Here is a 13,264-nt window from a genome sequence, read left to right on the forward strand (position 1 = left end):
CGGGGGCGTCGGGGCCCACCGGGTAACTCCGGTGTCGGCGTACAGCGGTTGGTGGATCCCGCGCGCCCCGCGTGGGCCGCCGGCCCACGCGCGCCACTGACGGCCGGCTGCGCGGCGGTGCTCTCCGGTGGGACGTCGAGACACGTGCCCCCCACCGTCCCGCCAAGGAACTCCGGGCGACCCCGTAACCGCCTGAACGGTCCGCGGTTGTAGCCGGTGGGGCCAGCTGTCCGTGTCCGGTCCCGAGGATCAACTCGTCCTTGAACAGCGGGGAGGACAACGCGCAGTGGCCGTTACGGAGTCGACCGCCGGAGGCACACCCGGGGAAGCGGGGGCCGGGCACGAGGGCATCCTGAGACGCCAGTCGGCGCGGGAGTCCTCTGCGCGCACCTACGCCCGCGCCCTGCCCATCGTGCCCGTCCGGGCACGCGGGCTCACCATCGAGGGCGCCGACGGCCGCCGCTACCTCGACTGCCTCTCGGGTGCCGGCACCCTCGCCCTCGGCCACAACCACCCGGTCGTGCTGGAAGCCATCCGCAGCGTCCTCGACTCCGGCGCCCCCCTCTCCGTCCTCGACCTCGCGACCCCCGTCAAGGACGCCTTCATCACCGAGCTGTTCCACACCCTCCCGCCCGGCCTCGCCGACCGCGCCCGCGTCCAGTTCTGCGGACCCGCCGGCACCGACGCGGTCGAGGCCGCCCTCAAACTGGTCCGGGCCGCGACCGGCCGTTCCGGCATCCTCGCCTTCACCGGTGCCTACCACGGCATGACCGCCGGCGCCCTGGCCGCCTCCGGTGGCGCCCGCGACATCCAGGTCGCCCGCCTGCCCTACCCGCAGGACTACCGCTGCCCCTTCGGCGTCGGCGGCCGGCCCGGCGCCGAACTCGCCGCCCGCTGGACCGAGTCCCTCCTCGACGATCCCAAGTCCGGCGTACCCCTGCCGGCCGGCATGATCCTCGAACCCGTCCAGGGAGAGGGCGGAGTGATCGCCGCGCCGGACGACTGGCTGCGCCGCATGCGCCGGATCACGGCGGACCGGTCCATCCCGCTGATCGCCGACGAGGTACAGACCGGAGTCGGCCGCACAGGCGCCTTCTGGGCCGTCGACCACAGCGGAATCACCCCCGACGTCATGGTCCTGTCCAAGGCCATCGGCGGCAGCCTCCCGTTGGCGGTGATCGTCTACCGCGACGACCTCGACGTCTGGCAACCCGGTGCCCACGCCGGCACCTTCCGCGGCAACCAGCTCGCCATGGCCGCGGGCACCGCCACCCTCGCCTACGTCCGCGAGAACGCCCTCGCCGAACGCGCCGCCGCCCTCGGCACCCGCATGCTGGCCCAACTCACGCAACTCATTCACCAGTTCCCCTGCGTGGGAGACGTACGGGGGCGCGGACTGATGATCGGGCTCGAACTGGTGGACCCGGACGCCGCCCCCGCCACCGCCCGCCAGACACCCCCGGCCGGCCACCCCGATGCCACCCCGGCCGCGCTGGGGCCCACCCGCACCCCGCACCCGGCCGCACCCGAACTGGCCGCCGCCGTACAGCGGGAGTGTCTCCAGCGCGGACTGATCGTCGAACTCGGCGGACGTCACGCGTCCGTGGTCCGGCTGCTTCCGCCCCTGACGATCAGCGACGAACAGGCGACCGCCGTACTCGACCGCCTGGCCGACGCGGTGGCAGCGGCTGCCCGCCACCACCAGACCCACGGCCCACACCAGCAACGACACCCCGGCCGTGCCCAGCGCACGGGCTGAACCCCACACACTCCCCGCCCTCATCCCGGCACCGGCCTGCAGACCACCACCCCAGTCCATCCCCTCTCCGTCCCCTCTCGTCCACGCCCCGCTCTCCACCCCGCCCGCCCTCGGCCACGAAGCAACGGCCACCGAGTGGGAGCGGACGACGCAACGCCCGCACCAGCCCCAGAGGAGCCGTCATGAACGCCACCCCCAGCCCCGACGGCCGCTCCGGCGCCCCCGACGACCAGGGAGCCTTTGGCGCTCCCTCCTCTGCCGTACCGCTCACCGAGTCGGTCCCGCAGCAGAAGAAGCGACAGGCGGACCCCACCCGGCGGACCGCATCCGGCGCCGACCCGCTGGAAGAGCCCGATCCCCGCGCCGTGGCCCAGGCCGCCGCCGTCGAGAACCTCCTGCGCTGCTGGGCCCGCGAAACCGGCCTCGCCGCTCCCACGACCGGCAGCCTCCGCATCCCACTGCCCGCCAGCGGCATCGCTCTCATCGCACCGGTCCGTTATTGGTCCCCGACCGGCTGGCACCGCTTCGGCCCACCACGCCTCGCCCACGCCGCCGACACGGCACCCCCCATCGACGCCGTCACCCTCGCCGCGCTGCTCGCCAGAGAGTCCGCCGGCAGCCCCGACAGCACCGGCCACTCCTCGGGTCACACGGCCACCGGGTCCTGCTACGGCACCGGTGACGACAGCGGCGACGGTGACGGCAGCGGCACCGGATACGGCACCGGCGACGGTGACGGCACGCCTCCTGGCTCCCGTGACGACACCGGTGAGTTCTGCCCCGGCCTTGCTCCCGGCAGTGCCACTGCTGTTGGCTCCGGCGAGGGTGCCGCCGTTGATGTCGGCATCGGCACCGCCCCCGGCAACGGCACCGCCCCCACCCCCGGCGACAGTGCCGCCCTCGTGGCCAGGGTGGCCGACTCCGTTCGCCGTACCGAAACCTTCGTCCGGCACCGGCGTGAACACCCCGCCGACACCCCCGACCTCTTCCTCAGCGCCGAACAAGCCCTCATCCTGGGGCACCCCCTGCACCCGACCCCGAAGAGCCGGGAAGGCCTCACCGAGGCCGAGGCCGACCGGTACTCACCGGAGTTGCGCGGCTCCTTCCCCCTGCACTGGCTGGCCGTCGCCCCCTCTCTCCTCGCGACCGACTCGGCCTGGACCGAGCGCGGCCGTCCCGTTCCCGCGCGCCACCTCATCCGACGGCTCGCCGGAGCCGAACTGCCCCTGCCCGACGGTTACACCGCCCTGCCGCTGCACCCCTGGCAGGCGCGCGAAGTGCACCTCCGCGCATCCGTAGCCGCACTGCTCGACTCCGGACTCCTCCGCGACCTCGGCCCTCTCGGCCCTCCCTGGCACCCCACCTCCTCCGTAAGAACCGTCCACCGATCCGGTGCCGCCGCGATGCTCAAGCTCTCGCTGGCCCTGCGCATCACCAACTCCCGCCGTGAGAACCTCCGCAAGGAACTCCACCGCGGAGTCGAGGTGCACCGACTGCTCCGCACCGGCCTGGCCCGTCAGTGGCAGGCGGTGCACCCCGGCTTCGACATCGTCCGGGACCCTGCCTGGCTCGCCGTCGACGACCCGGACGGCCTACCCGTGCCGGGACTCGACGTGGTGATCCGGCACAACCCGTTCGCCCCGGCCGACGACGCCGGCTGCGTAGCCGGACTGGTCTCACCCCGCCCGCTCGGCGAGCCGGCCGCCGGCACCCCGCCACGCCACACTGCATGGCCGATGCGGTCCCGCTTGGCCCAGCTCGTCGTAGGCCTCGCCACACGCACCGGCCGGCCCGTCGGCGCCGTGGCCGCAGAGTGGTTCCTGCGCTACCTGGAGCAGGTCGTCCGGCCCGTCCTCTGGCTGGACAGCGAGGCCGGCATCGCCCTCGAAGCGCACCAGCAGAACACGCTGCTCGTGCTGGACGGCCACGGCTGGCCGGCCGGCGGCCGTTACCGGGACAACCAGGGCTACTACTTCCGCGAGTCCCGGCGAGCCGAACTGGACGCCCGGCTGCCCGGCATCGGCGAGCACAGCGACACCTTCGTTCCCGACGAGGTCACCGACGAACGCTTCGCCTACTACGTCGCCGTCAACAACGTGCTCGGCCTGATCGGAGCGTTCGGCTCCCAGCGCCTCGCCGACGAGCGACTGCTCCTCGCGGCGTTCCGCCGTTTTCTCACCGACCTCGTCTCAGGGCCCGCCCCGCTGCGCACCTCCCTCCCCGGCCGCCTGCTCGACTCGCCCGTCCTGCGTTGCAAGGCCAACCTGCTGACCCGGCTGCACGGCCTCGACGAACTCGTCGGCCCGGTCGACACCCAGTCCGTCTACGTCACCATCGCCAACCCCCTCCACTTCTGAACGACACACCTCCGCGTACCGCCTGAGCGGACCGCACCTTCAACGAGCCGCACCGTCTCCCGCACATCCGAGGAACATGACCCACCTCGTCTCCTGAGAGGAGCGCACCGTGCCTCCCACCGACGCGAGCGCCGGAACCGGTCCCGCTTCTGCCCACCCGGACAGCGCCGGCCCCCGAGCGGACGCCGCAGGCCCGGGGAACTCTCGGTTCGGCCGGCTCACCGTCAACGACGACGACCCGGACAGCGAGGACACACTGGACCTGTGCCTGCCCGCCCAGTTCATCGCCCTCTACGCCGGGGCGCCGGGCGGCCTCCTCAGCCGACTCGCCACATGGGGTCCGGTCACGACGCCCGTCGGCTCCTTTCGACTCGTGCCCGTACGCATCGATCAGGACATTCCGCTCGTCCACCGCTGGATGAACGACCCCGCCGTCGCGGAGTTCTGGGAACTGGCCGGGCCCCGGAACCGGACGCAGGAGCACCTGCTGGCGCAACTTCACGGCGACGGGCGCAGCGTGCCGTGTCTCGGCGTCCTCGACGGCACACCGATGAGCTACTGGGAGATCTACCGGGCCGACCTGGATCCGCTGGCCCGCCACTACCCGGCCCGCCCGTACGACACCGGCATCCACCTCCTCATCGGTGACGCCGCAGGCCGGGGGCGCGGGCTGGGTTCCGCCCTGCTCCGAGCCGTGGCCGACCTGATCCTCGACCGGTGTCCCACCTGCGCAGGTGTCGTGTCAGAACCCGATCTTCGCAACACCCCCTCCGTCGCCGCGTTCCTGAGCGCCGGCTTCCGGTACGCGGCCGAGGTCGACCTGCCCGGCAAGCGGGCCGCCCTCATGATCCGGGACCGAGTCCTGCGCGATGTTCTGTAGCGCCTCGTGATCGGGCGCTCACAATGAGATACGAGTGGCGGGCCCGCGATGTTCCCGGCTCGGGAAAAAATTCGACGGACATCCGGCGGGCCCGTCCTGCGAGCCGAAGACCGGGGCCGGCACCGGCCGCGGTACAGCGCCGGCACCGCCCGTCACCGCCGTCCCGGCCAGCCCAAGCGCTGAGGTCCCGCACCGACGAGGTACCAGCGCCTTGCCCGGCACCGGCGCTTGGCCTGAGCCGCCGATGCTGCCCGAAAAGGCCGGGCGCCCGCACGTCCGAACCACTCCCCGCCGTCAACCGACTCCCAGTCCCAGCCCACCCTCGTCCCGGAGTCCCGGCCGTGATCCCACCCCCTCCCCCCGCCGTGACCACCCGCTTGTCAGTGCAGGGCCGTAGGGTGGTCTGGCTATGACGAAGCCCTCCCTCCCCGAACTCCTGCATGCCGCCGTCGCAGCCGTCGGCGGCACCGAGCGCCCCGGCCAGGTGACCATGGCCGAAGCGGTCGCCGAGGCGATCGACGACGGATCCCACCTGCTGGTCCAGGCCGGCACCGGCACCGGAAAGTCGCTGGGCTATCTCGTGCCCGCGCTCGCGCACGGAGAACGGGTGGTCGTCGCGACGGCCACGCTCGCCCTGCAGCGCCAGCTCGTGGAGCGGGACCTGCCGCGCACGGTCGACGCCCTGCATCCGCTGCTGCGCCGCCGCCCGGAGTTCGCGATGCTCAAAGGCCGGTCGAACTACCTGTGCCTGCACCGCCTGCACGAGGGCATGCCGCAGGACGAGGAGGAGGGGCTGTTCGACCAGTTCGAGGCCGCCGCGCCCACCAGCAAGCTGGGCCAGGACCTGCTGAGGCTGCGGGACTGGTCGGACGAGACGGAGAGCGGCGACCGCGACGATCTCACCCCGGGGGTCTCGGACCGCGCCTGGGCGCAGGTGTCGGTGTCGTCGCGGGAGTGCCTGGGTGCGTCGAAGTGCGCGTACGGCGCCGAATGCTTCGCCGAGATGGCCCGGGAGCGGGCCAAGCTTGCCGAGGTCGTGGTCACCAACCACGCCCTGCTGGCCATCGACGCCATCGAGGGCGCCCCGGTGCTGCCCCAGCACGAGGTGCTGATCGTGGACGAGGCGCACGAACTCGTCTCCCGTGTCACCGGCGTCGCCACCGGCGAACTCACGCCCGGGCAGGTCAACCGTGCCGTGCGCCGTGCCGCCAAGCTGGTCAACGAGAAGGCCGCCGATCAGCTCCAGACCGCCGCCGAGGGCTTCGAGCGGCTCATGGAACTCGCGCTGCCGGGCCGCCTGGAGGAGATCCCGGAAGACCTCGGCTACGCCTTGATGGCGCTGCGTGACGCCGCCCGCACGGTGATCACCGGGATCGGCGCGACCCGCGACAAGTCCGTCCAGGACGAGGACGCGGTCCGAAAGCAGGCGCTGGCCTCGGTGGAGACGGTGCACGACGTGGCCGAGCGGGTCCTGAACGGCTCGGAGTGGGACGTCGTCTGGTACGAGCGGCACGACCGCTTCGGCGCGTCCCTCCGGGTTGCCCCCATGTCGGTCTCCGGCCTGCTCAGGGAGAAGCTCTTCGCCGACCGGGCCGTCGTCCTGACCTCGGCGACGCTCAAGCTGGGCGGCGACTTCAACGGCGTCGGCGCCTCCCTGGGACTCGGCCCCGAGGGTACGGAGGGCGAGGACCTGCCGAAGTGGAAGGGCGTCGACGTCGGCTCGCCCTTCGACTACCGCAAGCAGGGCATCCTCTACGTCGCGAAGCACCTGGCGCGCCCCGCGCGTGACGGGGAGCGCGCCGACATGCTGGACGAGCTGACCGAGCTGATCCAGGCGGCCGGAGGGCGCACTCTCGGTCTGTTCTCGTCCATGCGGGCCGCCCAGCTCGCCGCGGAGGAGCTGCGCTCCCGGATTCCCGAGTTCCCGATCCTGCTCCAGGGTGAGGAGACGCTCGGCGAACTGATCAAGAACTTCGCGGCCGACCCGAAGACCTGCCTGTTCGGCACGCTGTCGCTGTGGCAGGGCGTCGATGTCCCGGGCCCCAGCTGCCAGCTCGTCGTCATGGACAAGATTCCGTTCCCGCGGCCCGACGATCCGCTGATGAGCGCACGCCAGAAGGCGGTGGAGGACGCCGGCGGCAACGGCTTCATGGCGGTGGCCGCCACCCACGCGGCCCTCCTCATGGCCCAGGGCGCCGGCCGTCTCGTCCGGGCGTCCGGCGACCGCGGCGTGGTGGCCGTCCTGGACCAGCGGCTGGCCACCGCGCGGTACGGCGGCTATCTCAAGGCGTCACTGCCGGACTTCTGGTACACCACGGACCGCAATCAGGTCCGCAAGTCGCTCGCGGCGATCGACGCGGCGGCGAAGCAGGCGGAGACGCAGTCAGCGGTGGCGAAGTGATCGCGGGGTAGCCCGACCGGCGCCGGTCGGGCTACCCCGCGAGAGAATCGGCCCCGGCCGCCCCGGCCCCACCCAGGACCACTGGTCACACGCACGGTCCGCCGGACACGTGCAGGGCCCCGGAACCGGCGCAGGGGTTCCGGGGCCCGGTCAGGGAGCGAGCGGTCGCCCGCCCGCAGCGGTCGTCACACGCGGCGCAGCACTGCGACGACCTTGCCGAGGATGGTCGCGTCGTCGCCGGGGATCGGCTCGTAGGCCGCGTTGTGGGGGAGGAGCCACACGTGACCGTCCTCGCGCTTGAAGCGCTTGACGGTGGCTTCGCCGTCGAGCATGGCGGCCACGATGTCGCCGTTCTCGGCGACCGGCTGGCGACGCACGGTGACCCAGTCGCCGTCACAGATGGCGGCTTCGATCATGGAGTCGCCGACGACCTTGAGGACGAACAGTTCACCGTCACCGACGAGCTGGCGCGGGAGGGGGAAGACGTCCTCGACGGACTCCTCGGCGAGGATCGGACCGCCGGCCGCGATACGGCCGACCAGCGGGACGTACGACGCGGCGGGCTTGCCGGCGGTGTCCGTCGGCTGCACGGTGACGGCCTGGTCGGATCCGCGCACCTCGTACGCGCGCGGGCGGTGCGGGTCGCGGCGCAGGAAGCCCTTGCGCTCCAGCGCCATCAGCTGGTGAGCGACCGAGGACGTGCTGGACAGGCCCACGGCCTGGCCGATCTCCCGCATCGACGGCGGGTAGCCGCGCCGCTGCACCGAATCCCTGATGACCTCGATCACCCGGCGCTGCCGGTCGGTGAGTCCGGAGCTGTCCGCCCGGATGCCCGGAGGTCGCCCCGGCAGGGAGCGCTTGTGTGCCTCGGGATTCGTGGCTTCGTTCATCGCGTGTACCGGCTCGACTCGGCCCTGGGAGCGGTCCTGGGCGGTGATGGTGGCACTGTCTGCGGTGGTGGTCACGTCGGCCCCTCTCGATGGTCTCCCTGCTGCACAACGGTAGTTGCTTTCGAAAGGTTGCGCCAAACACACGTTCGAGTGAAAAAGTGCGTTTTGCCTGACGCGATCATGAGTCTGGGTGTATGGCTGGCGTGACACTTGGCGGGCAAAAGCACCCATTGTTGTACTCTTCACCGCCGGGGTTGTTCGCCTCGTGGGCTGCGCCCCAGTCTGCCATCCGGAATCCCGCAGTCCGGGATCCGGGGTCCTTTCTGCGCGGGAGTGCCACGCGTCCTCCCTGTGGCGCCCACGGTATCCCCGCGAGCGCCCACGGCGACACCGCTCGGCGCCCGCGTGTCCCCCTCTGGTTGCCGCCGATGCCTGGGCCTGCTGTTTTCGCGCGACACGCGCGTGTGCCCCCGTTTGTGAGCCGAGCCCCACATGTAGTGGTTGGATGGCTACAGCAGCCCAGAAGTTGTGGTCCCCCGGGTCCGAGACGGCTCCGCGATCGCCTATGCTTAGGGCTGCTTCGCGGGGCCCCTGGGTTCAGCGAGGCTGATGAGTCTGCTGTGAGGAGGGTTGGAGAACATGCACTGCCCCTTCTGCAGGCACCCCGACAGCCGTGTGGTCGACAGTCGTACGACGGACGACGGCACGTCCATCCGCAGGCGCCGCCAGTGCCCTGACTGCTCCCGTCGTTTCACGACCGTGGAGACGTGCTCGCTCATGGTGGTCAAGCGGTCCGGAGTCACCGAGCCTTTCAGTCGTACCAAGGTCATCAATGGCGTGCGCAAGGCGTGCCAGGGGCGGCCTGTCACCGAGGACGCGCTCGCCCAGCTCGGCCAGCGGGTCGAGGAGGCGGTGCGCGCGACCGGAAGCGCCGAGCTGACCACCCACGACGTGGGGCTGGCGATACTCGGCCCGTTGCAGGAGCTCGACCTCGTCGCGTATCTGCGGTTCGCCTCCGTCTACCGGGCGTTCGACTCGCTCGATGACTTCGAGGCCGCCATCGCGGAGTTGAGGGAAGCGACGCGAGACCCCGCCGCGGACGAGAACGACGCGGGTACGGGGAGCCAAGAAGACGACCGCGGGCCCGGCGGGACCACTCAGGTCCCCGTGCCCGCCCGCGCCGCCGACTGACCGGCGGGCCGGAAACCGGGAGGAGACCCGGGTTCCGGTCGGGAGGCGGCGACCAAAGACCTGTTGCGGGCGGCAGCTGAGGGTGCCCGCAACGACAGACAGAAACACGTGCCCACGGGAACAAATGGGCACTTCAGGGCGTTTTTGCCCGTACAGGGAGGCGGCATGACAGAGACGGCGAGCGGTCCGGCACGAGGTTCCCGAGCCAAGGGCGCCAAGGCCACCAAGGGGCTGCGTGTCGAGCGCATCCACACCACCCCCGGCGTACACCCGTATGACGAGGTGTCGTGGGAGCGCCGTGACGTCGTCATGACCAACTGGCGCGACGGCTCGGTCAACTTCGAGCAGCGTGGCGTCGAGTTCCCCGACTTCTGGTCGGTGAACGCGGTCAACATCGTCACCAGCAAGTACTTCCGCGGTGCCGTCGGCACCCCGCAGCGCGAGACCAGCCTCAAGCAGCTGATCGACCGCATCGTGAAGACGTACCGGAAGGCCGGTGAGGACTACAAGTACTTCGCCTCGCCCGCCGACGCCGAGATCTTCGAGCACGAGCTGGCGTACGCCCTCCTGCACCAGATCTTCAGCTTCAACAGCCCCGTCTGGTTCAACGTCGGCACCCCGCAGCCCCAGCAGGTCTCCGCCTGCTTCATCCTGTCCGTCGACGACTCCATGGAGTCGATCCTCGACTGGTACAAGGAAGAGGGCATGATCTTCAAGGGCGGCTCCGGCGCCGGCCTGAACCTCTCCCGCATCCGCTCCTCCAAGGAGCTGCTCTCCTCCGGCGGCAACGCCTCCGGCCCGGTCTCCTTCATGCGCGGCGCCGACGCCTCCGCCGGCACCATCAAGTCCGGTGGTGCCACCCGCCGCGCCGCCAAGATGGTCGTGCTCGACGTCGACCACCCCGACATCGAGGACTTCATCGAGACCAAGGTCAAGGAGGAGGAGAAGATCCGCGTCCTGCGCGACGCGGGCTTCGACATGGACCTGGGCGGCGACGACATCACGTCCGTCCAGTACCAGAACGCCAACAACTCGGTCCGCGTGAACGACGAGTTCATGCAGGCGGTCGAGAACGGCGGCAAGTTCGGCCTGCGCGCCCGGATGACCGGCGAGGTCATCGAGGAGGTCGAGGCGAAGGCCCTCTTCCGCAAGATCGCCGAGGCCGCCTGGGCCTGCGCCGACCCGGGCATCCAGTACGACGACACGATCAACAACTGGCACACCTGCCCCGAGTCCGGCCGGATCACCGCGTCGAACCCGTGCAGCGAGTACATGCACCTGGACAACACGTCCTGCAACCTGGCCTCGCTGAACCTGATGAAGTTCCTAAAGGACGACGGCAAGGGCGACCAGTCCTTCGAGGCCGAGCGCTTCCAGAAGGTCGTCGAGCTGGTCATCACCGCGATGGACATCTCGATCTGCTTCGCGGACTTCCCGACCCAGAAGATCGGCGAGAACACGCGCGCGTTCCGCCAGCTCGGCATCGGCTACGCCAACCTCGGCGCCCTGCTGATGGCCACCGGCCACGCCTACGACTCCGACGGCGGCCGCGCCCTGGCCGGCGCCATCACCTCCCTGATGACGGGTACGGCCTACCGCCGCTCCGCCGAGCTGGCCGCGGTCGTCGGCACCTACGACGGCTACGCCCGCAACGCCGACGCCCACAACCGCGTCATGAAGCAGCACGCCGACGCCAACGGCAAGGCTGTCCGCATGGACGACCTGGACACCCCGGTGTGGGCCGCTGCCACGGAGGCCTGGCAGGACGTCCTGCGTCTCGGTGAGAAGAACGGTTTCCGTAACTCCCAGGCGTCCGTCCTCGCGCCGACCGGCACCATCGGTCTCGCGATGTCCTGCGACACCACCGGTGTCGAGCCCGACCTGGCGCTGGTGAAGTTCAAGAAGCTGGTCGGCGGCGGCTCGATGCAGATCGTCAACGGCACCGTCCCGCAGGCCCTGCGCCGCCTGGGCTACCAGGAGGAGCAGATCGAGGCGATCGTCGCCCACATCGCCGAGCACGGCAATGTGATCGACGCCCCCGGCCTCAAGCACGAGCACTACGAGGTGTTCGACTGCGCCATGGGCGAGCGCGCCATCTCCCCGATGGGTCACGTCCGCATGATGGCCGCCATCCAGCCGTGGATCTCCGGCGCCATCTCCAAGACGGTCAACATGCCGGAGACGGCGACCGTCGAGGAGGTCGAGGAGATCTACTTCGAGGCCTGGAAGCTGGGCGTCAAGGCGCTCGCGATCTACCGCGACAACTGCAAGGTCGGCCAGCCGCTCTCCGCCAAGACCAAGGAGAAGGAGAAGGCCGAGGTCACGGAGAAGGCCGAGGCGACCATCCGCGAGACGGTCGAGAAGGTCATCGAGTACCGCCCGGTCCGCAAGCGCCTCCCGAAGGGCCGCCCCGGCATCACGACGTCCTTCACGGTCGGCGGCGCCGAGGGCTACATGACCGCCAACTCCTACCCGGACGACGGTCTCGGCGAGGTCTTCCTGAAGATGTCGAAGCAGGGCTCCACCCTCGCGGGCATGATGGACGCCTTCTCCATCGCCGTCTCTGTCGGTCTGCAGTACGGCGTGCCCCTGGAGACGTACGTCTCGAAGTTCACCAACATGCGCTTCGAGCCGGCCGGTATGACGGACGACCCCGACGTGCGGATGGCGCAGTCGATCGTCGACTACATCTTCCGCCGCCTGGCGCTGGACTTCCTGCCCTTCGAGACCCGTTCCGCGCTCGGCATCCACTCCGCCGAGGAGCGCCAGCGTCACCTGGAGACCGGCTCGTACGAGCCGGCCGACGACGAGGTCGACGTCGAGGGTCTGGCCCAGTCGGCCCCGCGTGCCCAGGAGCTGAAGGCGGTCGCCACGCCGAAGGCCGAGTCGGAGGCGGCCAAGCCCGCCACGCGCCAGGCGCACACCAGCGCCGAGCTCGTGGAGATGCAGCTGGGCATTCAGGCCGACGCCCCGCTGTGCTTCTCCTGCGGTACGAAGATGCAGCGGGCCGGTTCCTGCTACATCTGCGAGGGCTGCGGCTCGACCAGCGGCTGCAGCTGATGACACGCCGCTCGTGAAGTAAGGGGCGCCGGCCCTTGCCGGCGCCCCTTACTCGTACGGGAGGAAGGCATCAGGACCGGTGCGCCCGGCCCATCACCCGGGTGAAGGCCGCCGGGTCCTCGTCGAAGCCGCGCACGCCGGGATGGAAAGTCCAGTCGGCGGCGTCGTCCCGGACGAACTCGGCGATCGTGGCGGCCGTCGACGCGAGGACCGAACCGAAGTCGTCCTCGGCGAGCACGGTGTAGCCCTCACGGACGCGTACGGCGGGACCGAGCACGTCGGCGAACGTCTTGGGCCCGGACCGCTGCTGGATGACGACACCCACCACCACGCGCGCGTAGCGGTCGCTCAGGCGGTCCAGTTCGAGCGTCATGACCTCGTCCCAGCCGAAACCCCTGCCGTCGGTGCTGTCACGGTTGAGGAGGATCGTGCCGTCCGGCGAACGGCTGTCGAAGTGCACCAGATAGGCCGGCGCTCCGTACGGGTCGCCGGACGAGAAGGTCGCGGCGACGATGTCGAGATCGGTCGGCGGGCGACCTGCCGGACTGGGGTCCCACTTGAGCGCGACCTCGACCTTGCGGATTCCCTTACTGAAGCCGGTCACCAGGCTCTTCCCTTCCCCCTGTGGCTCGCTCGAACCAACTCCCCATCCGTCGGGGTTCCTTGCCCATCGTGCCACGCGTGTGGGGGCGCATGCTCGGGCGATCTCCGCCGGAGCGTGACCGA

The 13,264-nt window shown here is 70.7% G+C and carries 8 protein-coding genes; 6 read left to right on the forward strand and 2 right to left on the reverse strand.

The window, feature by feature from the left end; translation table 11 throughout:
- The first annotated feature begins 286 nt into the window (after positions 1-286).
- From ACIP4Y_RS34615 to ACIP4Y_RS34630, 4 genes are all read left to right on the forward strand, one after another.
- A complete protein-coding gene (locus tag ACIP4Y_RS34615) occupies positions 287-1,759 on the forward strand; it encodes a diaminobutyrate--2-oxoglutarate transaminase family protein (protein WP_401400002.1) in 1,473 nt (490 codons plus the stop codon).
- Positions 1,760-1,941: 182 nt separating this feature from the next.
- Positions 1,942-4,116: an IucA/IucC family protein gene (locus tag ACIP4Y_RS34620; RefSeq protein ID WP_401400005.1), complete on the forward strand. Its 2,175-nt coding sequence runs from the start codon at positions 1,942-1,944 to the stop codon at positions 4,114-4,116.
- Positions 4,117-4,225: 109 nt separating this feature from the next.
- On the forward strand, positions 4,226-4,996 hold the full coding sequence (locus tag ACIP4Y_RS34625) for a GNAT family N-acetyltransferase (protein WP_401400008.1): 771 nt from the start codon (positions 4,226-4,228) through the stop codon (positions 4,994-4,996).
- 409 nt (positions 4,997-5,405) lie between these two features.
- Complete coding sequence (locus ACIP4Y_RS34630) at positions 5,406-7,397, forward strand: ATP-dependent DNA helicase (RefSeq protein ID WP_401400011.1); 1,992 nt, start codon at positions 5,406-5,408, stop codon at positions 7,395-7,397.
- 185 nt (positions 7,398-7,582) lie between these two features.
- On the opposite strand, the gene lexA is transcribed toward ACIP4Y_RS34630, so the two are convergent.
- On the reverse strand, positions 7,583-8,362 hold the full coding sequence (lexA, locus tag ACIP4Y_RS34635) for a transcriptional repressor LexA (protein ID WP_030342891.1): 780 nt from the start codon (positions 8,360-8,362) through the stop codon (positions 7,583-7,585).
- Between the two features lie 564 nt (positions 8,363-8,926).
- Here lexA and nrdR point away from each other — a divergent pair.
- Together nrdR and ACIP4Y_RS34645 are read left to right on the forward strand one after the other, a co-directional pair.
- Entirely contained in the window at positions 8,927-9,478 is a 552-nt protein-coding gene (gene nrdR, locus ACIP4Y_RS34640) for a transcriptional regulator NrdR (protein ID WP_401400015.1), read from the forward strand.
- A 165-nt stretch (positions 9,479-9,643) separates the two neighbouring features.
- Complete coding sequence (locus ACIP4Y_RS34645; protein ID WP_401400018.1) at positions 9,644-12,538, forward strand: vitamin B12-dependent ribonucleotide reductase; 2,895 nt, start codon at positions 9,644-9,646, stop codon at positions 12,536-12,538.
- 70 nt (positions 12,539-12,608) lie between these two features.
- On the opposite strand, the gene ACIP4Y_RS34650 is transcribed toward ACIP4Y_RS34645, so the two are convergent.
- Positions 12,609-13,142, reverse strand: coding sequence for a TerD family protein (locus ACIP4Y_RS34650; RefSeq protein WP_401400020.1), 534 nt, complete (start codon positions 13,140-13,142; stop codon positions 12,609-12,611).
- Positions 13,143-13,264: the final 122 nt, after the last annotated feature.

The sequence above is a fragment of the Streptomyces sp. NPDC088810 genome, from assembly GCF_044750305.1.
GTDB lineage: Bacteria > Actinomycetota > Actinomycetes > Streptomycetales > Streptomycetaceae > Streptomyces.